This window comes from Comamonas sp. JUb58 (assembly GCF_004364775.1).
GTDB lineage: Bacteria > Pseudomonadota > Gammaproteobacteria > Burkholderiales > Burkholderiaceae_C > Comamonas.
On sequence record NZ_SOAL01000001.1, the window covers coordinates 366,583 to 392,110 of the forward strand.

The 25,528-nt window shown below is 64.2% G+C and carries 21 protein-coding genes; 9 read left to right on the forward strand and 12 right to left on the reverse strand.

What is annotated here, in order from left to right:
* Window positions 1-10: 10 nt before the first annotated feature.
* The 5 genes from EDF71_RS01660 to EDF71_RS01680 are packed head-to-tail and all read right to left on the reverse strand — an operon-like array spanning window position 11 to window position 6,325.
* The gene (locus tag EDF71_RS01660; protein WP_133854884.1) at window positions 11-1,117 is read right to left on the reverse strand and encodes a putative FMN-dependent luciferase-like monooxygenase; all 1,107 of its coding nucleotides are present in this window, start codon (window positions 1,115-1,117) and stop codon (window positions 11-13) included.
* Complete coding sequence (locus tag EDF71_RS01665) at window positions 1,077-2,720, reverse strand: ABC transporter ATP-binding protein (RefSeq protein WP_133854885.1); 1,644 nt, start codon at window positions 2,718-2,720, stop codon at window positions 1,077-1,079. The genes EDF71_RS01660 and EDF71_RS01665 overlap by 41 nt, the downstream gene beginning before the upstream one ends.
* Window positions 2,717-3,676, reverse strand: coding sequence for an ABC transporter permease (locus tag EDF71_RS01670; RefSeq protein WP_133854886.1), 960 nt, complete (start codon window positions 3,674-3,676; stop codon window positions 2,717-2,719). Before EDF71_RS01670 ends, EDF71_RS01665 begins: the two co-directional genes overlap by 4 nt.
* Before the next feature lie 2 nt (window positions 3,677-3,678).
* Window positions 3,679-4,623 (reverse strand): ABC transporter permease, encoded by a 945-nt coding sequence (locus EDF71_RS01675; protein ID WP_133854887.1) that lies wholly within the window; start codon window positions 4,621-4,623, stop codon window positions 3,679-3,681.
* Window positions 4,624-4,657: 34 nt separating this feature from the next.
* The gene (locus EDF71_RS01680) at window positions 4,658-6,325 is read right to left on the reverse strand and encodes a TIGR04028 family ABC transporter substrate-binding protein (protein WP_133854888.1); all 1,668 of its coding nucleotides are present in this window, start codon (window positions 6,323-6,325) and stop codon (window positions 4,658-4,660) included.
* Between the two features lie 362 nt (window positions 6,326-6,687).
* Between EDF71_RS01680 and EDF71_RS01685 the strand changes: the two genes are divergently transcribed.
* The 7 genes from EDF71_RS01685 to EDF71_RS25350 all read left to right on the forward strand — a co-directional run bounded on the left by EDF71_RS01685 (window position 6,688) and on the right by EDF71_RS25350 (window position 15,518).
* Entirely contained in the window at window positions 6,688-7,254 is a 567-nt protein-coding gene (locus tag EDF71_RS01685; RefSeq protein ID WP_133854889.1) for an OsmC family protein, read from the forward strand.
* 34 nt (window positions 7,255-7,288) lie between these two features.
* Window positions 7,289-8,062, forward strand: a complete 774-nt coding sequence (locus EDF71_RS01690) for a VOC family protein (RefSeq protein WP_133854890.1) — start codon at window positions 7,289-7,291, stop codon at window positions 8,060-8,062.
* A gap of 359 nt (window positions 8,063-8,421) precedes the next feature.
* A complete protein-coding gene (locus EDF71_RS01695; RefSeq protein WP_133854891.1) occupies window positions 8,422-9,873 on the forward strand; it encodes a Wadjet anti-phage system protein JetA family protein in 1,452 nt (483 codons plus the stop codon).
* Window positions 9,874-9,879: 6 nt separating this feature from the next.
* Window positions 9,880-10,569 (forward strand): DUF4194 domain-containing protein, encoded by a 690-nt coding sequence (locus EDF71_RS01700; RefSeq protein ID WP_133854892.1) that lies wholly within the window; start codon window positions 9,880-9,882, stop codon window positions 10,567-10,569.
* Window positions 10,566-14,249 carry an SbcC/MukB-like Walker B domain-containing protein gene (locus EDF71_RS01705; protein ID WP_133854893.1) on the forward strand — a complete coding sequence of 1,228 codons (3,684 nt, stop codon included), beginning with the start codon at window positions 10,566-10,568 and terminating at the stop codon, window positions 14,247-14,249. The genes EDF71_RS01700 and EDF71_RS01705 overlap by 4 nt, the downstream gene beginning before the upstream one ends.
* 2 nt (window positions 14,250-14,251) lie before the next feature.
* Window positions 14,252-15,274: a hypothetical protein gene (locus tag EDF71_RS01710; protein ID WP_243854120.1), complete on the forward strand. Its 1,023-nt coding sequence runs from the start codon at window positions 14,252-14,254 to the stop codon at window positions 15,272-15,274.
* Window positions 15,275-15,317: 43 nt separating this feature from the next.
* Window positions 15,318-15,518 carry a hypothetical protein gene (locus tag EDF71_RS25350; protein WP_243854121.1) on the forward strand — a complete coding sequence of 67 codons (201 nt, stop codon included), beginning with the start codon at window positions 15,318-15,320 and terminating at the stop codon, window positions 15,516-15,518.
* Between the two features lie 43 nt (window positions 15,519-15,561).
* Here the strand turns inward: EDF71_RS25350 and EDF71_RS01715 are convergent, their stop codons facing one another.
* From EDF71_RS01715 to EDF71_RS01745, 7 genes are all read right to left on the reverse strand, one after another.
* Entirely contained in the window at window positions 15,562-16,944 is a 1,383-nt protein-coding gene (locus EDF71_RS01715) for a sulfite reductase subunit alpha (protein WP_133854894.1), read from the reverse strand.
* Window positions 16,944-18,083: an FAD:protein FMN transferase gene (locus EDF71_RS01720; RefSeq protein ID WP_243854122.1), complete on the reverse strand. Its 1,140-nt coding sequence runs from the start codon at window positions 18,081-18,083 to the stop codon at window positions 16,944-16,946. Before EDF71_RS01720 ends, EDF71_RS01715 begins: the two co-directional genes overlap by 1 nt.
* 57 nt (window positions 18,084-18,140) lie before the next feature.
* The gene (locus tag EDF71_RS01725; protein WP_133854895.1) at window positions 18,141-18,941 is read right to left on the reverse strand and encodes a DUF4198 domain-containing protein; all 801 of its coding nucleotides are present in this window, start codon (window positions 18,939-18,941) and stop codon (window positions 18,141-18,143) included.
* A gap of 33 nt (window positions 18,942-18,974) precedes the next feature.
* A complete protein-coding gene (locus EDF71_RS01730) occupies window positions 18,975-19,496 on the reverse strand; it encodes a DUF2271 domain-containing protein (RefSeq protein ID WP_133854896.1) in 522 nt (173 codons plus the stop codon).
* A 37-nt stretch (window positions 19,497-19,533) separates the two neighbouring features.
* Window positions 19,534-20,181 carry a PepSY-associated TM helix domain-containing protein gene (locus EDF71_RS01735; RefSeq protein ID WP_133854897.1) on the reverse strand — a complete coding sequence of 216 codons (648 nt, stop codon included), beginning with the start codon at window positions 20,179-20,181 and terminating at the stop codon, window positions 19,534-19,536.
* 135 nt (window positions 20,182-20,316) lie between these two features.
* On the reverse strand, window positions 20,317-20,997 hold the full coding sequence (locus EDF71_RS01740; RefSeq protein WP_133854898.1) for a Fe2+-dependent dioxygenase: 681 nt from the start codon (window positions 20,995-20,997) through the stop codon (window positions 20,317-20,319).
* A 60-nt stretch (window positions 20,998-21,057) separates the two neighbouring features.
* Complete coding sequence (locus tag EDF71_RS01745; protein WP_133854899.1) at window positions 21,058-23,418, reverse strand: catecholate siderophore receptor Fiu; 2,361 nt, start codon at window positions 23,416-23,418, stop codon at window positions 21,058-21,060.
* A 304-nt stretch (window positions 23,419-23,722) separates the two neighbouring features.
* Between EDF71_RS01745 and EDF71_RS01750 the strand changes: the two genes are divergently transcribed.
* Window positions 23,723-24,571, forward strand: coding sequence for an AraC family transcriptional regulator (locus EDF71_RS01750; RefSeq protein ID WP_133854900.1), 849 nt, complete (start codon window positions 23,723-23,725; stop codon window positions 24,569-24,571).
* 244 nt (window positions 24,572-24,815) lie between these two features.
* A complete protein-coding gene (locus tag EDF71_RS01755; RefSeq protein WP_133854901.1) occupies window positions 24,816-25,448 on the forward strand; it encodes a LysE family transporter in 633 nt (210 codons plus the stop codon).
* Window positions 25,449-25,528: the final 80 nt, after the last annotated feature.

The window sequence follows — 25,528 nt, forward strand, 5'->3', positions numbered from 1 at the left end:
CTCCAAAAAATCAGGCCAGTGCCGGTACCGGCACGGGGAAAGAGGCGGTCGCGGGTGGTGCCAGCGCGTCCTCGCGCCGCCAGCCCAGCGCCGGCGCCACGTACTGCGCGGTCAGCGCAATCGAGCGCAGGATGTCGGCATGCGGCGGGTCGATCGAATGCACCTGGAAGGAGATATCGGTCGCCCGCGCCAGCGCGCTATCGGCGCGCAGCGAGGCAATCACCTCATCGGGCGTGCCCACATGCACGTCGTAGGCGGCCAGCAGCTGTGCCAGCGGTGCATCCGCCCCCCATTGGCTCGCCGGGCCGCCCGGGTTGGCAGCGGCGGCTCGCGCCAGGCTGCGGCGCAGTCCCAGCTCGGCCAGCTGCAAGGCACGCTGGCGGTCTTCGGCCACAAACAAGGTGCGCGATCCCAGGATGCGCGGCACGGCACCTGTCGGCAATGCGGCCAGGTAGGTGTCGATCAAGGGGTTCTGGATGTCGGCCAGGCTTGCACCGGGCGCCTCGGCGCTGCGCGGCTGGGTGCGTGACAGCATCAGCCCGTCGCCAGCCAGGCCGGCGCGCTCGGCACCGGCGGCCGAGAACGTGGCCTGCCAGATGCGCGACAACAGCTGCGGCCCAGCCGGGTAGAGGCGATCGCCGCCGGGCAGCGGCAGCCCCGCCCAGGCATTGCGCAGCACGGCCAGGTGCTGCGCATAGATGCGGGCACGGTCGTCACTGCGCAGGCCAAAGGCGCTAAAGGATTCGGGCGTGCCACCGGTGCCCACGCCAAACTCCAGGCGGCCAGCGGACAGCAGATCCAGCACCACCGCGTCTTCGGCCACGCGGATGGGGTTCTCCATTGGCAAGGTGACAATGCCGGTGCCCAGGCGGATGCGCTGGGTGCGCGCCGCCACATGGCTCAAAAACACCAGCGGTGCAGGCAGGCCGCCCTCGGCTTCATGAAAGTGGTGCTGCGCCACCCAGGCGGTGTCAAAGCCATGGGCCTCGGCATGCTGGATCTGCTCGGTCACCAGGCGGTAGCGCTCGGCGGCGCTGGCCTGGTCCAGCAGGCGGCTGAAAAAACCCAGGCGTTTTCTAGGCGGCAAGGGCAGGGAGAGGCTCTGGTTCATAGGCATGCTTTTTTCCGGGAATGGCGGCGATCAGCTCGCGCGTATAGGCACTGCTGGGGCGCGAGAACACCTCGTCCACCGGCCCGGCATCGACCTGGCGACCGCCCTGCAGCACCGAGACGGTGTCGGCAATCTGGCGCACCACGGCCAGGTCGTGCGAGATAAAGAGATAGGTCAGTTGCAGCTCGCGCTGCAGCTGGTCGAGCAGCGCCAGAATCTGCGCCTGCACGGTCACATCGAGGGCGGACACGGCCTCGTCCAGCACCAGCACACGCGGCTGCAGAATCAGCGCCCGGGCAATCGCCACGCGCTGGCGCCGGCCGCCCGAGAGCGCACGCGGCCGGCGCGTCAGCACTGCGGGCGGCAGGCCTACGCGGGCCAGCATGTCATGCACACGGCGCTCGCGCTCGGCAGGCGCCAGGCGCTCAAAGTTCAGCAGCGGCTCTTCGATGATCGCGTAGATGCTCTGGCGCGGATCGAGTGAGCTGAACGGGTTCTGGTAGACCAGCTGCACCGTTTTGCGGAACTGGCGCAAGGCCTCGCCGCGCAAGGCCGTCACATCGATGCCTTCCACCGTGATGTGGCCAGCCGTCGGCTTGCCAAAGCCGACCACGTCGCGGATGGTCGTGGTCTTGCCCGAGCCGGACTCGCCCACGATGGCATGCGTGCTGCCCCGTGGCACCTCGAACGAGATGCCATCGACCGCGCGGAACAGGCCGCGCTGGCCCGCCACCGCAAAGTCATGCACCAGATCGCGCACCACAATGGCCGGCTCCGCATCCAGCGCCCTGGGCGCCCGCGCCGGCGCCGTGCCCAGCGAGGGCGCATCGGCCAGCAACTGGCGCGTGTAGCGGCTTTGCGGATTGCGCAGCACATCGGCCGTGGGCCCCTGCTCCTGGATGCGGCCCGCCTGCAGCACCACCAGGCGGTTGGCACGGTCGGCGGCCACGCCCAGGTCATGCGTCACCAGCAGCACGGCGGTGCCAAACTCGCGGCGCAAGTCGTCGATCAGATCGAGAATGCGGCGCTGCACCGTCACATCGAGCGCGCTGGTGGGCTCATCGGCAATGATCAGCGCAGGCTGCAGCGCAATCGCGATGGCGATCAGCACGCGCTGCTTCATGCCGCCCGAGAGCTCATGCGGAAACTGGCGCGCGCGCAGCTCGGGCTGCGACAGCCCCACTTTTTGCAGCAGCTCCAGCACGCGCTGGGCAATCTGCTGTTTGTCGCGCCAGCCATGCAGGCGCAGCATCTCACCGACCTGGTCGCCCACGGTGCGCACCGGGTTCAGCGAAGTGGTCGGGTCCTGCGGAATCAGGCTGACCACCTTGCCGCGCAGCGCCTGCAATTGGCGCTGCGACCAGCCGGCTACGTCCGTGCCATTGATGCGGATGCTGCCGGCCTGCACTCGGCCGTTGTCGGCCAGCAGGCCAATGATGGACTGGGCAGTGGTTGTCTTGCCCGAGCCGGATTCGCCGACCAGGGCCAGCACCTCGCCGGCGGCGATGGAGAATGAGACCTCGTGCACGGTGCGCTGCTCGGCCTGGCCATCGTGGTAGGCGATCGACAGGTTCTCGACCTGGAGTACGGGAATGGTGCTGTCCGTCATGCGCGCCTCCGGGTCAGATCGGCGCTGATATGGTTGGCCGCCAGCACCACGGCTGCGACCAGCAGGCCGGGCGCGGCCGTCAGCCACCAGGCGGTGGAGATGTAGTTGCGGCCTTCGGCAATCAACAGGCCCCATTCGGGTGTGGGCGGCGGCGCGCCATAGCCCAGAAAGCCCAGGGTCGAGATCGCCAGAATGGCCGAGCCAAACTGCAAGGCGGCCAGCGCGATCACCGAGGTCAGCGAATTGGGCAGCACATGGCGCCAGAGCACGGCCGCAAAGCGCCCGCCACTGCCCAGTGCCGCTTCCACATAGTCAGAGCGGCGCACCCGCACCACTTCCGATCGCACCAGGCGCGCAAAGCTCGCGACCGAGACAATCCCGACGGCCAGCGCCGCATTCACCGTGCCAAAGCCCAGGATGATGATCACCGACAGCGACAGCAGCAACGAGGGCACGGACAGCAGCACATCGACAAGGCGCATCACCACGTCCTCCACCCAGCCGCCTGCTGCGCCGGCAACCAGGCCCAGCAGGGTGCCCAGCACCAGGCCCACGCTCACGGCCACAAAGGCACCGCTGAGCGAATGCACCGCGCCATAGACCAGGCGCGCATAGCTGTCGCGGCCCAGCGCATCCGTCCCCAGCCAGTGTGCGGCGCTGGGCGCCTGCAGCTGCTGGCCGGCGGTGCCCAGCACCGGGTTGTAGCTGGTAAACCAGCCCGGCGCGATGGCCCACAGGGCCACCAGCGCCAGCACGCCCCAGGCCAGCAACAGGCCAAATGGCGCGGCACGCAAGCGCCGCAAGGCGGCAGAGAAGATGGCCGGCAGGCCTGGCGCGGCCAACCGCTGCGGCGCAGCGTGCACTGCAGCGCTGGCTGTGCCACGGGCTGGGCCCAGCAGGGCCGGCTCGGCGGCCAAGGCCCCCAGGCCGGCGGGTGATGAAGTGCTTGCAGACATGGTCAAACTCCCAAACGGTTGCGCAAACGCGGGTCGAACAGCGGGTAGAGCAGGTCCACCGCAAGATTGATCAGCACAAAGGCGGTGGCCGAGATGACCACGACCGCCTGCAGCACGGCGCTGTCCTGGTTGCCGACGGCCTGCTGGGTCAGGCTGCCCAGGCCATTGAGGCCAAAGACGGCCTCGGTCACCACGGCGCCGCCCAGCAGCTCGCCAAACAGCACGCCGGCCATCGTCAGCATCGGCAGCGCAGCATTGCCAGCCACATGGCGCAGCAGCAGCCACAGGCGCGGGGCGCCCTTGGCGCGTGCCACGGCCACAAAGGGCTGGGTCAGCACCTCGTCCACATTGCGCAGCAGGATCTGCGCCAGCGGCGCGGCAATCGGTATCGCCAAGGTCAGGGTTGGCAGCACCAGGCCCTGCCATTTGCCGGGGTTGATCACGGTGATCCAGCCCAGGCGGAACGACACCAGCTGGATCAGCACAATGCCCAGCCAGAACACGGGCACCGAGACAAACACCGAAGGCAGCGCATAGAGCGCGCCGCGCAGCCAGCGCCAGGGCGCCAGCTGGGCCAGCAGTGCCAGGACCAGGGCCAGCACCACCGCCAGCGCAAAGCCCAGGCCGGCCAGCCGCAAGGTGGGCGGCAGGCTGGTGGCCAGCCCCTGGCTGACCGGCACCCCGGCCTGCAGCGAATAGCCAAAGTTGCCGCTGACAAAGCCCGTCAGGCTGTGCCAGTACTGCTGCCACACGGGCTGGTCCGCGCCATAGGCGGCGCGGATGTCGGCCACCTCCTGCGGGCCCAGGCCCAGCTCGGGGCTGAGGAACTTGATCAGCAGCGCATCGCCAGGCAGCAGCTGCAGCAGCACAAAGGACGCAGTGAACGCCGCCCACAGCACCAGCAGCGCCTGGGCACTGCGCCGGGCCAGATAGGGATAGAAGGACATCGGGGTGCTCCTTACCGCTCAGCGGTACTGCGCCTTAGCGCTTGGCCAGCCAGGTGCTGTAAAAGCTTGGGCGCCCCACCGCCTCAAACCCCACATCGCGCACCCAGGGGGCAGCAGCAAAGGCCTGCGGCTCTTCAAAGATGGGGATCACATAGGCCTGGTCGATCAGGTAGTTCTGCACCTCGGCCGTCAGCGCCAGGCGCTTCTGGGCATCGGTCTGCGCAGCAATCGCCTCCAGCAGGCCATTGAGCTGCGGATCGACAAAGCCCTTGACCTTCTGGCTCACGCCTCCCTGCTGCAGCAACACGTTGCGGTTGGTCGGGTAGTAGTTGCTCTTGATCACATCGGGATCGGCGCGGCCCACCATGCCGGGCGCGACCGGGGTTTTCTCCGGATCGAGGTTGTCGACGATGCGCACGCCGGCATCCCCGCTGAGCACCTGCAGCTTGACCCCCACCTTGGCCCACTGCTGGGCCACCAGCTGCAAGGTTTCCTTGTTCTGCGGCTGGGGCAGCGAGTCATAGGCGGCCAGCACCAAGGCGCGGCCATCCTTTTGGCGGATGCCATCCGGCCCGGGCGTCCAGCCGGCGCTCTCCAGCAGCTGCTGGGCCTGTTGCGGGTCGTAAGCCAGCCTGCTGGCCAGGTTGACATAGCCCTGTGCGCTGGCCGCGATCACCGAGGTGGCCTGCGGGTAGTTGTGCGAGAACAGGGTCTGCACCACCTCCTGGGTATTGGTGGCATGCAGCAGCGCCTGGCGCACCTTCAGATCGGCGACCAGCGCGTTGTCGGGGCGGAAAACAATGCTGTTGTTCACGCCCCGCGTGGACGGTGCATAGATGACAAACTTCTGCTCTTCCACGCGCTTTTCGTCATAGGCCTGCACCTGGCGGATCACGCCGGCCTGGCCCGACAGCAGCGCGCCAATGCGCACGCTGTCCTCTGGCGTGACGATAAAGCGCACTTCATCCAGGCGCGCGCGGCCCTGGTGCGCCAGCTGCGCCGGTCCCCAGCTGTAGTCCTTGCGGGCCGACAGCAGCAGTTCCTTACCCAGGGTCTCGCTGGCTACCACAAAGGGGCCCGAGCCGATGATCTTGGTGGCATCGCCCAGCTCGTCAAACGGGCGCTCCAGGGTCTGCAAGGCCACGAGGCCCGAGCCGATCACCGAGGTGCCTTGCAGGAAGCCCGGTGAGGGCTTGCTGAAGTAGAACTTCACCGTCAGCGGGCCCAGCACCTCGCTGCGCTCGTAGTTGTTGATGACCTCGGACACCGGCAGCTTGAGCGCCTTGTTGCCGCGCCCATAGGTGTCAAAGTTCTTGGCCACCGCTGCCGCATCCAGCGGCGTGCCGTCGGAGAAAGTCACGCCCGGGCGCAGCTCGAACGTGAACTCGGTTGCCGTGTCATTGACGGTCCAGCTTTTGGCGATCCAGGGCTGGATCTCCAGCGTCTTGGGGTCCTGGTAGGTGAGCTTGTCTGTTATCTGGTTGAGCACGCCGCCGTTCGGGTAGAAGCCGCCGGCTGGCGGGTAGAGGTTGGTATGCGCCTGCTGCTCCAGGTACACCAGCGCGCCACCGCTGGCCGGGCCGGTGTCGGCCTTGGCCTCGGCCACGCTCTCGGTCTTGGAGCAGGCCGACAGCAGCCCACCCAGCGCCAGCAATGCCGCACTCCATACCGCCAATTTTTTGAATTTATTTGCTTTCAACACCACGCACCACCCTCGCTAGCCACGGGCAACCTTGCCTGCACCGGCGCGCCAACCGCGGCCGCCGGGCAGCGGCACCCTTGCAGAAAGTGCCGCCATCTGGGTTTGTCATGCTAGGCATTTGGCGTGCGGCGAGAAGGTATTTTTCGGAGCATCGATATACGCAAACCAAGGAAGCGTGCGGCTGCCGAGCCCGCTGCCGCATAGAGGGTTTGCGCATAAGCACATGCGCGGCTGCCGCATATGCACATGCGATCTGCGCAGTTCACGGATGGGCATGCCGCACCAACAATGGGCTGAGAACGTGTTGACGTTCGTAGGCACGCATCACCTCCCGCCGATGCAGCACATTTCCAAGAGACTCCATGAGTGCAAGCCCTGCTACCTTGAATGACTACCTGGCTGAAAAGCGCGGCGCCGTGTTGGCCCGCGATGCCCAGATCGATGCCGGCACGGCCCAGGCCACGGACCTGCGCGCCAGCGTGAGCGCCGAAGGGCGCAGCGGCGTGCGCCGCATCCGCATCCGCGAGCACCAGGTCATCAGCGACAGCCCGCCCAGCTTTGCCGGCTACAACCTGGGCCCCAGCTCGCCCGAGCTGCAGCTGGGCGTGCTGGGCAGCTGCGTCACCCATATCTTTCTGATCCAGGCATCGGCGCAGCAAGTGCCGCTGACCAGTCTGGAGGTAGAGGTGAGCGGCGTGATCGACCCGCGCGCCGGCAAGCCTGGCCACGAGGCCACGCCCGTCTGGCCCCATGACATTGCCTACACCGTGCATATTGATTCGCCCGCGCCGCGCGCCGACATCGATGCGCTGTTTGCCGCCGTCGAGCGCACCTGCCCGATCCTGAACCTGCTGCGCCAGCCGCAGACCATCCGCGCGACCGTCGAGCACAGCGATTCGCTGGCTCAGACGCAGAAGCAAGCGGCCTGATTCCCTTCCTCCCCCTTTTACGGATCTATCTCCCATGGCTCTGACACTTGACCACATCGTGATCGCGGTCCACGACCTCGACAAAACCATTGACGACTACGCCGCACTGGGCTTTACCGTGGTGCGCGGCGGTGAGCACCCCGGCCGCCCCACCCACAATGCGCTGGTGGTGTTTGAAGACGGCGCCTATTTCGAGCTGATCGCCTGGCGCAGCCCGGCGCCGCAAGACCGCTGGTGGCAGCTGCTGGACCAGCATGGCGAAGGCATCATCGACTTTGCACTGCTGCCCCCCAGCACTGCCGAGGTGATTGCTGCGGCCAAGGCGCGTGGCCTGGAGCTGCAAGGCCCGCTGGATGGTGGCCGCCTGCGCCCCGATGGCGAAAAACTGCAATGGCAGACCGGCCGCCCGCACACGCATGACCTGCCCTTCCTCTGCGGCGACATCACCCCACGCAAGCTGCGCGTGCCCGAGGGCGAACTGCGCCAGCATGCCAACGGTGCCACCGGTGTGGCGCGCCTGACGGTCGCCGTCAGCGACCTGCTGCAAAGCCTGGAGCGCTACCGTGCGCTGCTGGGCGACAAGGCCCACATCCACGCGGCCGACGGCGGCAACACTGCCACCATCGCGCTGGGCAACAGCGTGCTGGAGCTGACGCAAACGGCGCCGCAGTTGCAGAGCAAGGGCGAAGGGCCATTGGCGATTGTGCTCAAGGGTGCAGGTACCTGGGAGCAAGCCTCTGCCAAGCTGACGCATGGTGCAGACATTGCATTTGCGAAGGCGGAGCTGGCGGTTGAAGTCGAATCCTGAGCCATGACAGAGGTATCTGTGGCCAGCGAGTCATGGCGACTCGGCAATCGGATTCTGCGCAATAGGGAGGGCTTGCGGAATCGCCTTCTCACCACATAGTTATCAGCGCCCGTTGCTGATCCTAGGATTTCCTGGTGCAGCAACCAGCCATGGCTGGCTGCTGCATGGCACACCGATTATTCGGCGCTCCATTTTCTAGGACAAGCAAGGATGCCACCATCGCGTGGCTTCATACGCATGCCCAACAGCGCTGCACCCAGTACAGCTTCGCCGCGAAATCTTCTCCGGCTCTGTGTATCATCCCTCTGGTAGCTGAATCATGTGGGATTCGTTCGCGACTACGGACTGGGATGCCAAGCATGCAATTCTTCAACCCTCCGCGTGAAAATTTCTTCCGACCTCTCACGCATGACAACCGCGAACTGTGCGCAACGGTACTGCGCGCATTGCACGAAAGGGTGCACGGCGCCAACGCCGATTATGCGGAAGTCCTGACCCGAGAGCTGGTGCTTGAGGTGATCCAGCAAGCGCTGGCAGATCCCACGCTGAGAGGCATTGTTTTCGCTGAAGGACAAGCGGTGCGCCCTCAAGATGAGCGCCTGTATGCCAGTGATCTGCTACGCAAGCTCAAGGAGCATGGCTGGCTAGATGACTACCGAGACCCCATTGACCTGCAGCCCACACTGAAGCTCAGCCGCGCAGGCAAAGCGTTCAGCGAGACCTTTGCCAACCTTGATGACTCCCGCGCCAAAACAAGGCAGCGCAATATGCGTTCCGCCCGCAAAGCGCTGACAGCGTTTCTTGCGAGCCGAGATGTCGACGAACTCCTTGACGCACATGAATTCGCCAGCCGCGTGGTACAGGATCTGCAGGAGGACATCGAATACTTCCGCCACTTGATCCAGAGTCTGACTCGGGAGGCGCTTGCGCAGAAGGTAGCCTGGAGCGAGTTCAACGAGTTCATAGAGAAGCGCTTTGCGCGCGAATATGCCGTGCGCCTTGTGGCTGACTCTGCCGAACGCCACCGTGGCCAGATCAATGAAGCCTTGGAAGAGGTCAGAGCTCTCGACGGAGAGCAGCGCAGCGGCGTAGATGCCCATCTGCTGCAGCGTGCGCCTTGGTTAGAGCAAACAGCACAGGGTCGCAGTCCCATGCTGTGGCTGGCAGACCGCACCGAAAGCATGGTCGACGCCGCTTGCGGTCTGAAGCTTCCCATGCTGCGCTCGGAAATGAACAACTATGTGCGGCGCTTTACCAGTCTTCTACGCCAGGCACTCTCCCTTGACTATGGCGCTGACTCTCCCCTCGGACGAACCATGGCCTGGCTGAAGGAACAACCAGAGCCAGCACATGATGATCTCCTTGACGTCCTGGCTCAACGTCTGGCGACCGCAGAAATTCGCCTGCCCGGTGGTCTGTTGCGCTGGACTGTTCGAGATAGCGGATCCGAGGCCTTAGCGCTAGCACCGCTGATTGTGGACGAAGAAAGCCGCCTTCACGCATTGCTACGCAGGGCAGAAGCCGAGGCCTTTGCCTTTAGCGATCAGCAAGTTCTACAAGGTTTACTGCCTCATTTACAAAGCGGTCCTATTAGCTTGGCAGCACTGCCATTGGATAGTGCCGAAGACGCGGTTCGCGTGCTGCATGCAGTTGGTGCAGTACGTTCTGCCGAAGGACGACGGCTGGTCCAGGCCCGTAAAAAACCGGGGCAGGTGACCAACAGTTATTTCCAGGCTGATGACTACGAGTTACTCATAATGCCTATCGAAGGGCTTGGATCCTGGCCCGATGGATCTGAGCATGGGCGCTAAACACATATGCTGCAATCCCTGCCCCAATACATAGAACAGCGCCTGACCACCGAAGGCTCCGTCCATATCAAAACAGCCCGCTTCGCTGAATTAGCCGGAAGATTGCTGGCCAGTGGCGTGCTGTGGCGTGAATATTCCCGGCCGGAAGCGGCGCTATACGATGATGCACTCCAATGCGAACACTTGCTGCGCGAATGGTTCGCCTGCATGGGCTTTGTGTTGACCCACGATAGCGATGCCCGCTTACTGCGGCTCTACCCTCCAGGAACAGACGGAGGTGATGACGAGGAAGAAGGCATTCGCCGCCTGCGCGCCCGTCTGTCGCGCGATTTTGTGGCGGCCGTGATTGCCCTACGCTTCCTCTACACCGAAGCACTCACAGGGCGCCGCTCACTAGTGGACGAGCGTCTGGCTATCAGCCTGGAAGAACTGTCCCAAGCCGTGGTATCCCTGTTAGCGCACAAGCTGCCCAACGCTGCCAGCGATCGCATGGCTCTGCTGCGTGAACTGCGCAAACACCGTGTGCTGCATTTTGTTGAAGGCGACAACGCAGGTGATATGCAGATGGGCCTAGCCGTGTTGCGTCCAGTGATGAGCTTCGTCAGTGACGAGGCATTAGAAGAGGCCTTGCGCACGGTGGTGCAGCAAGGACGACCTTTGCCCACTAGCAAGGCAACCACCGAGGACAGCCTATGAAGATCGCCAAGCTGCTGACCTGGCATTGGGGGTCGCTGGAAGACCGTGAGTGGCATTTCGCTGATGCGGTATTGCTGACGGGAGAATCGGGTTCGGGAAAATCCACATTGCTGGATGCGATACAGACGGTGCTGACAGCTGCACACCAGCACGTGGTGCAGTTCAACATTGGCCAGGACGAATCCACACAAAGCCGGCGTGGTGGCAAAGAGCCTCGTACCTTGGCTGCATACGCCTTGGGGCAGCAAGCCGATGGCGTCTTCCTGCGTACCCGTTCAAGCAGCTATGCGGGCATCGTCTTCGAGGCGTCCGATTCCGCTGGCGAAAAAGCAGAGCCTTTCACAGCACTGGTGGGCGTAGAGGCCTTCGAGGATGGACGGCGAGCGGTGCTCCAAGGATCCCCGCAGTTCTATATCGTCCGCCGGGCACTATCGCTAGACCATCTGGCGCGACGAGCCGGTGAGGCGCTTGGCTCTTCGCCATTGCCATTGAAGGAGCTCTATGTACAACTCCAGCACCGCTTGCAGCCCGACAAGGACAAGGCTGCAGCGGCAGTACAGCGCTTCTCCGACAAAGGTAGTTATCTGCAACACCTCTATGGCGCACTGATGGGTAAGACGGCGGTCGGCGAGCACGATGCAACGCGTGCCGCCAAATCACTCGTCAAGGCCATGGCCTACAAGGAACTGGGTAACGTCAATGATCTGGTGCGCGACGAGATTCTGGAGCCGCACGATTTCAGCAAAGACCTTGAGAAAATGCGCGAGTTGATGCGCTCCATCGCCAGCCTCAAGCTGGAGGCCGAGCGTCTGGTATTGAATCTGGAACGGCTTGCCACGGCACAAGCCAGCGGTGACCAAGTACTGGACGAGGCCAGGCGGTTTGTCACCACCACCATCGCTCATGCGCTGCGCGCTCTTAGTGAGGCGCAGACTGAGCTAGCTGCTGTGCAGCGCCAGATAGGCATACAAGGAAAGAAGCAGCAGCTGCTGCAAGACAAGCTGGCATCGCTAGAAGCTCAAGAAGTCCAAATGCGCGAGCAGCTGCGCAGCGTCGAAAAATGCCTGGATGATAGCGATGTGGCACGCGAGAAGCAGGCATTGGAAAACCAGGTCCGTATCCAGGCTGACCAGTTTCGACTGCACTGGAGCCGAGTGCAAGAGACGGCGCATGGCATCGACGGCATGGCGTCCCAGCTCGAACAGCTGCTCCAGCTGAACTTGTCGGCGGTACCTACGCTCGCTGCCGCAGTACATAGCCTGCGGCCCGCAGCACAGGAGGTGCTCAAGCACTGGCCGGCCATGGTCCAGGTCTATGCGCGTGCAGCGATGCTGGATGTGGAATTGCCCGCCTTCGAATTGGAACTGTTCGACGCGCATCTGGACAGTCTAGGCAAGCATATCCATGAGGGAGATACCTCGGTACAAGGCGCGGTGCTACAGGCCTTGTCCGAGGTCGGCATTCGCATGAATCAGCTGAACGACGAGACTGAGCAACATGATGCCGAACTGCGCCGCCTTCAGTCCGGTCGCGCGCAAGGGCCTAGGGATGCCCATGAGGCGGTGGCATTGATTGAACGTGAGATCCCAGCTGCTCGTCCCCATCTGTTGGCACAACTGGTTGAGCCAAGGCCTGGAACGCATTGGCAAAATGCCATCGAAGGCTACATGGGTGGAGACCGATTTTCCATCATTGTTGAGGCAGGCATGGAGGCGGACTGCGCCCAGCTGGTGAAACGAAAATTCCACGTGCGTTCGCCCAAAGTCGTGCAGGGTAAAAAGGCGATGGAGGATACGCAAGGCCGACAGCTCGAAGCCCGATCCATCCTGCATGAGCTTAATTGCCAGCACCCAGTAGCCCAGGCATTCCTGACAGCGCAATATGGCCGCGTCCGTAAAGTGGATAGTGCAGAGGAATTGGCGCGCACCCCGCAAGGCCTGATGGAGGAAGGCATGGGCAGTCGTGGCTATGGCATGTTCGCCTGCCGTGCGCCTGACGCGGAGCTGGCCTTCGGCGAAACTGCGCGCCAACGGCGTCGACAGTGGTGCGAAGAGACGCTTCAGCGGCTGGCCAAGGAGACCAGAGCGCTACAAGCGCTGCGCCAGTCGCTGCATGCCTTTACCCGTATGTTCAACGGGCCAGTTTTTATGCCGCTGACACCGCTGCTGCTACCCGTTCTGGAGAGCCAGGCCCAACATGCCCATGCCGAGCTGGCGCTCAAGGCATTGGACCTATCAGCCATTGATGCACTGTTGACTGAGTTGAGCGATCTGAACGCACGCATCAATGACGTGCGACTGCAGCACAGTGACGAAAAGGAGCAGATGGGCGCGACAAAGCAGGCTTTGAGTGGCTTCCACAAACGCGAGGCCGATCTGCTGGCACGTTTGCCAGATCTCGACATCACCTGTGTCAACGCCAAGGTCTGGGCGTCTCGCTTTGCGAGTGCCGTGCCCGCCCAGGCCACCGAACCGCAATTGCTCCAGGAATCCGAAGCTCTGGTAGCCCAATCGGAGACTAGCCTGGACGCACTGCGCCATCGCATGCAAAGCCTGCGGGATGGCCTGCCTCGTACATTGCGCGAGTTGGAGCAGGCTGTGGCGACCTACTTGGCTGGCGCCCGTGATGACAGCGAGCGCTTTACCTGGATCGCCCCTCCCCGCAGCGTGGATCGACTGGAAGAGATGCTGCCTGCAGTCGAAAGCGTCCGGAACGCTATTTGCGAGCAAGCCCAGCGCCAGCGCGCTATCGGTTTGGCTGAGAATGCGCAGGCGCTGGGTATAGCTGAAGGCCAGTTCAACCATGTCTTCACCAGCAGCTTCTGCTTCAAGGTGCGCGATGACGTCAAGCAAGGCGCACTGACACTGCAACGGCTTAATCGCCACTTGCAAGATATTCGCTTCGGAAGCGACACCTTCAGGCTGGAATGGGACTGGGTACCTCGCATGCAAAAAGTGCAGGAGTTCTTCGAGGCCGTGGAAAGCGCAGTAGAGGGATTGGAGCAAGACCGCGGTTCGATCTTCAACTCCACTCGGCTCACTGACAGCCAGCGCGCCACGGCAGAAGATATTCGCCGCTTGTTGCTGGCCAATGACCAAGGCGCGAGTGAGCGTGCGCTGCGTGAACTGGCCGACTATCGCAACTACCGACGCTACGATATCGTGCGCACCAGCCCAGTGGGTACCACGCGGCTATCCACCTGGGGTACAGGGTCGGGCGGCGAACTAGAAACGCCTTTCTACGTTGTACGCTCGGCCGTGCTGGCCCATGCTTTAGGCCACTTTGGCCGAGATCGCCGCGAGGCGCCTGCACTGCGCCTTATGCTCAATGACGAGGCTTTTTCAAAAATGGACGAGACGCGCTCGCGAAATGTACTGCAGTTTCTCTCGCAAACACTGGGGCTTCAGTTGGTGGTGGCAATGCCGACATCCAAATCTGGCGCAGTCAAGCCCGAGTTCGACAAGGAGTTCACTTTCTCCAAGGTCATGGCGAGACGCGATGGCAAGGAGCTGTTCATCAGCGAAGCGCAGGAGAAAAAGCTCAACCGGCCAGCACTTGCCCGCTTGTGGAGCGCACATGCCGACCGTGCCCGCGAGACCGCACGCACGCAGTGGATGGCTCAGCAAGCACCAAAGCCAAGCGCTGAGGATGAAGGCGGTAATGGGGGTGCAGCGTCTTGATCATGGACTCGCAACCATTCATTCCCAGCCCCGATTCTCCGGCGCCGCATCCTTTTTTGCTGCGTGTTTCCCAGAGCCTGCTCGCGAAGGCCGAGCGAAGTAGCGCAACAGGCCCCGTTCGTTTATCACTAGACCGCAAGGCTGCACCCGAGTTGTACGATGCAGTGGATGCCGATCAAATCCAGTTGCTGCGGATGCAAATTGATGATCTGTGCCATACAGGTTGGGTCCGGTTGCGACTGGAGGATCCTCGCGCATTCGCCAGTTTTGGCGATCGCAAGCCCAAGCTGGAATTGAGCGACTTCGATGCATTGGCCGCCTGGGCTGGATACACCCCACGAGCCCAGCGCTGGAGACAGCAATGGCGTGCACATCTCGCAGAATATTGGGTAGCCACTCCGCTGCAAGCACCTTCAGACCCTGCGGCGGTATTGGATCATCTTGCACGCAACCCCTTGCTTCCGGTGGAATGCCTCTCCGTGGAGGAGGCCACCCTCAGCATCACCTTGTTGACGGCCCTATGTCGCTCCGGTCAGGCCATCGCTTTGCGCGAGGCGTCGGCCAGCATCTTTCAGGGCCGCGCCAAGGTGCTTGACCATCGGGAGGAGTTGCTGAGGTTGCTGGGCGCAGCACATGAGCAGTTCGCAGACACGCCAGCACAGTTGCTGTTGGCACCACCATACAGGACGGCGGCAGACGGCGATGCAACGGCTGCATTTACGGAGGTGCTGTTTATCGAGAATCTGGTCACTTTCGAGCACATGGCAGACACACGCGGATCCTCCTGGGCGGACAGTTTGCTCATCTATGCAGCAGGCTTTCGCGGAAGCACTCGCAAGCTGCGCATGCGTGCCAACTGCCGCCTGTACCTGCGTGCGCCAGCGCCATCCATCGTCTTGCCAGAAATTGAGCGCTGGCTTTTTTCCACAGCCGCACACCACAGCGATGGCCAGACATCCCTGCCGGTGTATTTTTTCCGGAGATCTCGACTATGCAGGCATGCAGATACTTGCAAGCCTGTGTGAGGTATTTCCGCATACCCAAGCCTGGCGTCCAGGCTTTGTCCCCTTGGCCAAGCTGTTGGAATCGGGGGCTGGCCATGCACCCCAATGGGCAGCCAAAGCACTGCAAACAGACCCCGGCGCCACGGGCTGCGTCTACGCAGACAGTGCCCTGCTGCCTTTGTTGCGTGTGAAGGATCGCTTCATAGACCAGGAAGCTTTAGACCTGAACGCGATCATCAGATCACATGGTTCGGCCGCCATGTGACCGACAGCGATTGCCTCATGGCTCAAGCCAGCTTGAGGAGAGATCAATACACATCGCGCCGGTAACGCCCGGCCAGTGCCAGGGCATCCACTTCAGCGGCGCCCAGCACCTGGCGCAGCACGGTATCCACACCCTGCGCCATGCCCTGCTGGCTGCCGCAGACATAGATCGCAGCGCCGCGCGCGACCCAGTCGCGCAGCTGCTGCGCCTGGCGCTCCAGCAACTGCTGCACATAACAAGGGTCGGTGGCATCTCTTGACCAGGCGCGGTCCAGCCGCTCCAGCTGGCCAGCGGCCAGCCACTGCTGCAGTTGCGCGTCCAGCAGCGCATCCTCACCCGGCTTGCGCTCGCCAAACAGCAGCCACTGGTCGGAGCGACCCATCGCAATGCGTGCGCGGATATGGCTGCACAGGCCCGCCAAGCCGGTGCCATTGCCGATCAGCAGCAGGGGGCGCTCGGCGTTGTCTCCCAATCTAAAACCGCTGTGCGCACGCAGCTGCATCGGCAACACATCGCCCACGGCCATGCCCTCGCACAGCCAGCCCGATGCCAGGCCCGGTGTGCCATCGGCACGCGTGCTTTGGCGCACCAGCAGTTGCAGCTGGCCATCCTCGGGCACCGAGGCAATCGAATAATCTCGGCTGCGCTGCGGATCGGCCGGCACCACCAGCGATACCAGGTCACCGGATTCCCAGCGCGGCAATGCGCCGGACTGCGGCTGCCAGTCGAGCAGGTACACCGGGCCGCCCTGGCTGCCGGGGTTGAGCAACTGGCGGCGGCGCAGCACCCAGGGCTGGGCAGCTTCCGGCTGGCGCCAGCCATCGCCAGCCTGGCCGGTCAGCGTCTGCAGCAGCTCGGCCGTCTGGCCCTGCCAGGCGACCAGGCTGGCCTCATCGCCGTTGTCCATGCACAGCACATCGGCCTTGGCGCCCTGCTGCTGCAGCCACTGCTGCACGCGCAGGCCAAAGGCGCAGAAGGCCGCGTATTCGCTGTCGCCCAGCGCCAGCACCTGGGCACTGTGCCCGGGCAGCGGTTGCGCCTGCTCCAGCACCTGGCGCACAAAAGGCAGGGCGTCGTCGGGCGCATCGCCCTCGCCGGTGGTGGACAGCAGCCAGAGGCTTTGCGAGCAGGCCTGCAAGTCGGCCAGGCGCAGCGCCTGCACCGGCCGCAGTTGGACTGCGCAGCCGCCGGCATGCAGTACGCGCGCGGTCTCATGGGCCAGGGCCTCGGCCCGGCCGGTCTGGCTGGCATAGGCCACCAGCACCGGCGCGCCCTGCTGGCTGCCCGCTTGCAGCGCGAGCTGCTCCTGGCGCTCAGCCCGGCGCTGGCGCCACAGCCGCCCTGCAATGCCGGCACACAGCAGCGCATACCCCGCCACCAAGCCTGCTGCGCCTGCCATCCGCGCAGGGCTTGCTATCCAATCCATCATCGCTTCATGCTGCCTGCAAAACGCTGCTCCCAGGCCGGCGTCATACGGCGCAGGCCTTGCGGCTGCCCGGCATCGGGATGGGTGTGGAACACCGCCGCCAGCTGCTGCTGCAGCGCAAACTGCCAGCCGTCCTCGGGCCCCAGCACCGTGAGCACGGTGGCCAGCGCATCGGCATGCATGCAGTCGCGGTGGTAAACAGTCACGCTGGTCAGCGCATGGGCCACGGGCCGGCCGCTGCGCGGGTCCAGGCTGTGTGAAAAACGCTGACCACCCTGCATGAACACATGCCAGTGGTCGCCCGAACTGGCCAGCGCGCCATCGCCCAGCGGCACCACCAGTGGTTCATCACCGGCAACACCTGCCACGGCTACACGCCAAGGCTGGCCGCCGGGTTTCTGGCCCCAGGCCCGGATCTCTCCGCCAATCTCCAGCAGCGCATGCTGCCAGCCGGCCGCGCGCAGGCGCTCGGCGACCCAGTCCACGGCATAGCCCTTGGCGATGCCGCTCAGATCCAGCTGCAGGCCACCGGGCTGCAGCAAGCGCCGCTGCTGCGGCTGCCACTGCAGACGCTGGTGGCCGCAGACCTGCAGCGCGCGGTCAATATCGGCCTGCGCAGGTGCTTGGCCACTGTGCGGCGCTTGTGGGTTCGCACGCGGGCCAAAGCCCCAGAGCGACACCAGCGCACCCACCGTCGGGTCATAGGCGCCATCGCAGGCGCGGGCCCAGTGCAGGGCCGCATCCAGCACCTGCGCCAGCTCGGGTGGCAGCACCTGCCAGCTGCCTGCATCCGCGGCATTGAAGCGCGAGAGGCAGGAGTCCGCCTCCCAGTTGCTCATCTGCGCGATCACGGCATCGAGCGTTTGCTGCACCAGCGCTTGTACCGGCGCCAGCGGGGCATAGTCGGGGTTGGCCAGGCGCAGCGACCAGGTGGTGCCCATCGTTGCGCCCTGCAGGCTGTGCAGGCTGCCATCCTGCGCATGCTGCATCGCAGGCGCCTTCCAGGCGGGGGATGCAAAGGAGCGGCCGGCTAAAGCCTGACCCGCCAGCGCAGGCTGGCCTTCACCCCGGGCCCGGGCCTGGGCCTGGGGGATTTGCCAGATGCCGGCGCCATAGTGGATGCGCGGTGCCGTGCTCATAGCCGCTCCGCGATCAGGCCGGCGCTTGTCCGTGTTGCTGTCACCCGCCACTGCGCCTTAAGGCAGCACTTCCAGGGTGGCGACATAGGCCAGGCGGCGTTCCTTGGCGATGGGGTTGGAGGTCTTGTCGTCCTTGACGTCCGCATCCAGCCAGTACATGCCCGCCGTGGGGAACTTGACCTTGACGTGGCCCTGGGCATCGGTCTTGAGCTTGATCTCGTTGACGGCATCGCGGTAGCGCTTGCCATCGGGCACCAGCACCACTTCGACATCGGCAGCCGGTTTGCCATCGACATGGAAGGCAAAGGTGGCTTCCTCACCCACCACCAGGTCGTTGGGGTGGGTAACAGGCACCAGCTCCAGGCCCTTGCCGCTCAAACGCAGCGGGCTGGGCTTGCCCATGGTCACAAAGGTCTCGATGCGGCTGATGCTTTCCGCCACGCGCACGTCCTTGGCATCGGCGGGGATCTGCTTGGCGATCTCTTCGGCGCTGCCGCGCAGGCGCTTCATCTGGCCAGCGGCATCCTTGTAGGAGCCCATGACGCCGCTGTTGACAATGGCCAGCTGGTAGGTACCGGCTTGCTCGGGCTTGATGTCAAAGACGCTGCGCAGCTCGCCCTTGTGGGCATTCTTGGGCTCCACCGTGCTGCCATCGGGCGCCGTGATCACCAGCTTGTCCAGGCCCAGCGGGCGGTGGTTGAAGAAGAACATGTCGTTGGACACGGCAGCATCGACCGTGACCCAGTCCGCCTTGGACAGCACGGTGCTGGAAGGCTTCATCCAGACGCTGTGGGCCTGGGCGCCGATGGCGGCGCAGCTCAGCGCCAGCGCGGCGGCGATACGGGTGGCAGAAAACATGGCGACTCTCCTCAGAAATAGTGTTGTGTTGGATCAGGGCTTGAGTTCGAGCTTGATCTCGCCCAGCTCCGTCTTGCCCTGGGCAGACAGGCTGGTGGCCTGCTTGGCAGGCCATTCAAAAGGAATGCTCACCAGCTCGCGGCCACCGACTTCGCGTGCGGCCTCGATCTGCAGCTTGTACTGGCCCGGCTCCAGCTTGGGCAGCGGGTTGCTGCCTTCGGAGAAGGACAGCGCATGCTTGCCTGCCGGCTTGGTGGGCTGGGTCACGCCATCGATGGGTACGCTCAACTCACGGCCGCTGCGGCGCCACCACTGGCGCATGTCCTTGAGCCATTTTGCGCCTTCGGCATCGCGCTTTTTCACCTCGTACCAGACCGACAGATTGGCGGCGACTGTGCCGTCAGCGCGCTCCAGCCAGACGGCAACATAGGGGCGGTGGTATTCGGCCACCTCCAGGCGTGGCAGCTCCACGCCGACATTCAGCCCACCGGCAACGGCCGGCAGCCCAGCCACCGCCGTCAAGGCCACGGTGAAACGCGAAACAGTGCTTGTCATGTGCTCTCCTCGGAATAAAAAGACGGTGGCTGCGCGCTCAGTGCACCAGCAGCAGCGCGAGCAGCGCTGGGACCAGCAGGCCCAGGCCCACCATGGGCCAGGTCATGGGGCGGCGGCCGGCATGCATCTGCAGAATGAACAGACCGGTGATGCAGAACACCAGACAGGCGCCTGCAAAGATGTCGATGAACCAGGTCCAGGCCAGGCCCGCATGGCGGCCCTTGTGCAAATCGTTGAAGTAGGAGATCCAGCCCCGGTCGGTGGATTCATGCTCGGCCTGCCCATCGCTCAGCGCAACGCGCACCCAGGCATCGCCACCTGGCCGAGGCAAGGCCACATAGACCTCGTCCTCATTCCATTCCACCACGCGCTTGCGCGTGTCGGCGCCCAGCTCTGTGCGCAGCCAGCCTTGCACATCGGCAGGCAGCGGCTGGGCGGTGTCTGCGGCCTCTTTGTGGCTTGCGGCCGCCTGTTGCAGGCCCTGCAGCAGCGGCGCGGGCAAGGTGCCTTCGCGCAGCACCACGGCGGGCTTGGCCTCGATCTGGCCGGCATGGTTGAGCGTGAAGCCCGTCACCGCAAACAGCAGCATGCCCACCAGGCAGATGGCGGAGCTGACCCAGTGCCATTCATGCAAGGTCTTGAGCCAGTAGGCCCGCTGCGAAGAGGAAGACGCGTTGGCTTTCATGCGGAGAGAGGCAGGTGTCAGACCCGGCGGCGGGGCAGGACGGCGCCGGGCAAAAGCAGGGATTTTAAGGAAAATAAATGCTAATGAATCTCATTTTCAAATACTTTACCCAGTGGAGACATGGGTATGCGGTACTCAGGTCTCCGCCCACATGCGCAGCAGGTTGTGGTAATGGCCGGTGAGGGAGACGGTGTCTTCCGTCTCGCCCAGCTGGTTGCGCAGCCGCTGGATGCTCTGGTCCAGCTCAAACAGCATCGCGCGCCGGGCATCGTCCCGCACCAAACTCTGGGTCCAGAAGAAGGAGCTGACCCGCTCGCCCCGGGTCACCGGCTCGACCCGGTGCAGGCTGGACGAGGGGTAGAGGATCAGGTCGCCCGCAGGCAGCTTTACCTCGTGCATGCCATAGGTATCGACCACGACCAGCTCGCCGCCGTCATAGTCCTCGGGGTCGGACAGGAACAAGGTCGAGGACACATCGGTGCGCAGCCACTGGGCCACGCCGGCCTCGCGCCGCGCGGCGCCATCGACATGCAGGCCATAGGTTTCGGATTCGGCATAGCGGTTGAACAGCGGCGCCATCGTGCGCGCCGGCAGCGCAGCCTGAAAGAACAGCGTATTGGCCGCCAGCGCACGCTGGATGATGCGGCCCTGCTCCAGCGCCACGGGCGAGGTCTCGGGCAGTTGCCGGTTGCGCTTGACCTGCGCGCCCTGGCTGCCAACCGTGGCACGGCCGTCTATCCAGTCGGCCGCATCGATGGCCGCGCGCATGGCGGCCACCTCGTCGCGCGTGAGTACATTGGGAATGTGCAGCATCATGGCTTGATCTCCTCCATGAAAAAAGCCCCGGCAGACGCGGGGCTGGCTTCAAACAAGTGATTAGAAGCTAAAGTTCGCCGTCACGCGCGCCGAGCGTGGAATGCCGGGGAAGTAGCGGTAGCCGCTCTTGTTGATGGCCGCCACATAGCGCTTGTTGAACAAGTTATAGACGTTCAGCTGGATATCCACGTTCTTGTTGATGCGGTAGCTGGCCAGTGCGTCAAATACCCAGTAGGACTCGGTGAAATTGGGCGTGCCCACAGCACCATCGGTGCCGCGCTTGAGGCCGCTGGAGTAGCGCGCGCCGCCACCCACCGTCAGGCCCGTAGAGAACTGGTAGCTGCTCCACAGCGACAGCGCATTCTTGGGCGTGTAGGCCAGGCCGCTGGAGCCGTCCTGCGCCACATTGGCGCCCGTGGCCACCTTGGTGTTCTGGATGGTGTAGCCCGCAGTCACGCCCCAGGCGGGGGTGATCTGGCCGGTGGCGCCCAGCTCCAGGCCTTGCACCGTCTTCTTGCCGGTCTGGCTGATGGTGCCGTCCGAGTCGGTCACGATTTCGTTGGTGATCTCGGTACGGAACAGTGCACCGGTCAGCAGCACCCGCTTGTCCATCAGCTCCCACTTGGTACCCACTTCGGCCGTCTTGGCCTTTTGCGGTGCCATGTTGGGGTTGCCAGCGTTGTTGGCTGCAGCAGACAGCGCAAAGTTGCTGCCGCCTGGAGGTTGCTGCGACAGTGCGTAGTTCACATACACGCTGCCATTAGGCGCGGGCTTGTACAGCAGGCCGGCCTTCCAGCTCACCAGGTTGCCCGAGGCCTGCAGGCCATCCGAAGTGGTGGGCACCACGGTGCCGGCTGGGTTGGCGCCGCAAGGCTGGGTGGTGGAAGTGGCCGTGCAGACAGCCATCGCGTTGTACTTGGTCTTGTAGTGGTCCCAACGCAGGCCCATGTTGGCCTGCCATTGGTCATTGAACTGCAAGGTGTCAAAGGCATACAGCGCGACGGTATCGGTCGTACCCTTGCTGTCCGCACCGTTGCGCGCATAGCTCGGCAGCGACACGCTGGAGTCCGGGTTGTAGATGCTGACCGTGGGCACCACGCCCGTCGTCGCCAAGCCGTAGTTGGTCTGCTCTTCGCGCGTCAGCTCCAGGCCGGTGCTCAGGCTGTGCTTGACCGAGCCGGTTGCAAAGGCGGTGGTCAAATTGGTCTGGTTGGTCAGGATGCGGTTGACCTGGTCCTTGGTGTTGATGTTGCGCGACATCGTCCAGGTGGAGGGGTCGGCCGGGTTGGGCGTCAGCAAGGAGCCCGGCGTCCAGGCGCCGGTGGTGGCGTTCTGCGAATAGCCGGTGGCCATGAAGGCCGACAGCAGGTAGTTCTGCTTGGTCTGGCCCCAGCGCGTGGTGTTGCGCAAGGTGGTGCCGGGCGCAATGTCATGCTCCAGGCGCAAGGTGGCCATGTCGGCGGTCACATCGTCGTGGTCCGAGGCCGTGCCGTAGAAATTGCTCGAATCCACGCGCGATGCGCTGTTCAGGAAGCTGCGGTAGCCAGGGTAGTTGCTGCGGTCGGGCGCACTGTAGCCGGGCAGGCCCAGGGTCATCACACCGCCATCGGGCACATTGCTTTGCTTGACGTGCAGCAGGTTCAGGAACACGCGCGTGTCGGTGTTCAGGCCAAAGGCAAACGACGGCGCCAGGCCCCAGCGGTCGTTCTTGACCTGGTCGCGGCCGGCCACACCGGCATCCTGCACCATGGCGTTGAGGCGGAATGCCGTGCCGTTGTCGTGGCTCAGGCTGCGGTTCAGATCGATGGTGGTGCGCTTGTAGCTGCCGCTGCCAAAGCCCAGCGAGCCGCCGAAGCTATCGGTCATGTTGGGCTGCTTGGTGACCATGTTGATCGCGCCGGTGGGCGCGCTGCGGCCGTAATCGGTGCCGGCGGGGCCCTTGGTCACTTCCACCTGGTCGGTGTTGAACACATCGCGCGACAGCGCGCCCACATCGCGCACACCGTCCACATAGATGCTGCTGGACGTGTCAAAACCGCGCATGTAGATGGCATCGCCCGTGCTGGTATTGCCGTTCTCGCCCGCGTAGAAAGTGCCCACGCCGGGCACATTGCGCAGTGCTTCGGTCAGGGTGGTGGCGCCCTGCTCCTTCATCACCTGCTCCTTGACCACGGAGATCGTCTGCGTGGTGTTGACCAGGGGCTGGGTGAACTTGGGCGAGGACAGCTGGCTGGGCTCATAGCCGGTTTCGCGCGGTGCCTCCACCGTCACTTCTTTCAGCGTGACCGTCGGTGCAGGTGCGTTCTGCGCCAAAGCCGGCATGCCCAGTACCGCGATGGCAGTCGCTGCCACCAGACCGGCCTTGGGGGCAGGAGCGGCAGCACCATGTTTGCGACTTTTGATATAGGTTTGTTGTGTCATAAACGAGGAAAGCAGAGTAAAGAAAACGCTTGCAGATTCATCGACTTGGAGGCCAAAAGCCGTCCAGACCGCAGAACATGAGCAAGCGCTAACTCGCAATGATAACGATTCTCGTTATTAATTTCACTTAGCTTTCACCAAACCCCGTCTTCTGTCGCGAAGTGGCAACAGGCGGCTGACCAGGCATCGCCGCTGACGATGCCAGACGTTCCTTCGCACGGGGTTGGTCGGGTGGGTGATGGGCGGGTCGCTGCCATGCGAGAATCGCCGGCGGCTCAGCCCCAGCCCCTGTCAAAGCCATCGCATGCCTGCCCCAACGCCCACTACGACACCCACCAGCCAGCCGGCCCAGGCGTTCTGGTGCGACCCGGCCCTGCCCTTTGTGGAAAGCCGCCGCGCCAGCCAGAGCCGGGCCTGCTACAAGCCGCACCACCACCCGAGCTTTTCCATCGGCGCGGTCGATGGCGGCCACAGCGTCTTCACCGGCGCGGAGGCCGGCCCCGTCCGGCTGTCGCCTGGCGCCCTGGTCTTTGTGCCGGCCGAGCGTGTGCATGCCTGCAACCCGGCGCCCGATAGCGTCTGGAGCTACCAGATGCTGCACCTGGATGCCGGCTGGCTGCAGGCGCTGCGTGCGGAATATGCGGACCCGGCGGCGATGGCCAACGAGCCGGTGCGTATCGTCGAGGACCCCGCCCGCTACCAGCGCTTCTGCCAGCTCAATGCCCAGCTTTTCTCGCAAGCCGACGCGTCCGACAAGGAAGCCAGCCTGGTCGAGTTCATCGGCGACCTCGACACCCAGCAAGGCCTGCAGATCCACGCCCCCGAGCTGCCATCGCAGTTGGCGCAGCGCATTCGCCCGGCGCTGGACTGCCTGCGCGCCAACCCCTGCGCCAGCGTGCCACTGAACCAACTCGCCGACCTGGCGGGCATGAGCCGCTACCAGACCATCCGCGCCTTTCGCAAGCTGACGGGCCTGGCACCCCATGCCTGGCAGCTGAACCAGCGCATCAACCTGGCCAAGCAGCAGCTGCGCGGGCAAGACGGCATAGCGGCAGTGGCGCTGCAACTCGGCTTTGCCGACCAGGCGCATTTTCAGCGGGTGTTTAAGGCGCATACCGGCGTCACGCCAGGCTGCTTTCGCAAGACGCATTAGAGCCGCTAACACAACCCTTGATGCGTCGTTGCCTCGCCGGCCGCGCCAAGCCTTGTCGTACTCCTGTACTGCCTGCGGCTTGACGCCTAGTCGGGGACGCCTAGTCTCAACCGCAAACCTTCGGTTTGCTGGGTCGTGTTAGCGGCTCTTAGTAGTAGCCCATAGCAAGCGCTGCAATTTCGTTCAATACAAGGCGGGCGGCAGCCGCCACCATGCAAGGCCATCCCCCGCCTGGTCCTTTTGCATGCAACAGTTTTTGCTGATCGCAGCCGCCCATTTTCTGGCGCTGCTCTCCCCCGGTCCTGATTTCTTTTTGATCGCCCGCACCTCGCTGGCCAGCGGCTGGCGCAGCGCTGGCGCCGCCTGCCTTGGTATCGCGCTGGCCAATGGCGTGTTTATCGTCACCGCCTTTGCCGGTGTCGCCGCGCTCCAGCCGGGCAGCCAGCTGTTCATCGCGCTGCAGCTGGCCGGCTGCGGCTATCTGCTTTACCTGGGCCTGCTGTTTATCCGCCATGCGGGTAAAAGCGCGCTGGGCGTTGCGGCCAGCCCGGGCCAAACGGCTTCTGCCCGCACCAGCTGGCGCCGTGCGGCCGGCATGGGTTTTCTGTCGGGCATCCTCAACCCGAAGAACGCGCTGTTCTATGCCAGCCTGGCGGCCATGCTGACGGGCCCGCATGCCAGCGCGGGCTGGAAGCTGGTGTACGGCAGCTGGATGTTCAGCATCGTGCTGCTCTGGGACCTGCTGATTGCCGCGCTGATCGGCAACCCGGCGGTGCTGCGGCGCTTTGCGCGGGCACTGCCCTGGCTGGAGCGCATCTCGGGCGCGGTGCTGATCCTGCTGGCCCTGGGGGTGATCGCCGCGCTGTGGCTGCGTTGAGGGTCGCTCGGCCACCCAAGCCCCGGCATTGTTCCGGCCACCGAACAATGAATTCGCCCCTGCCGCGTTGATCGCGCCGA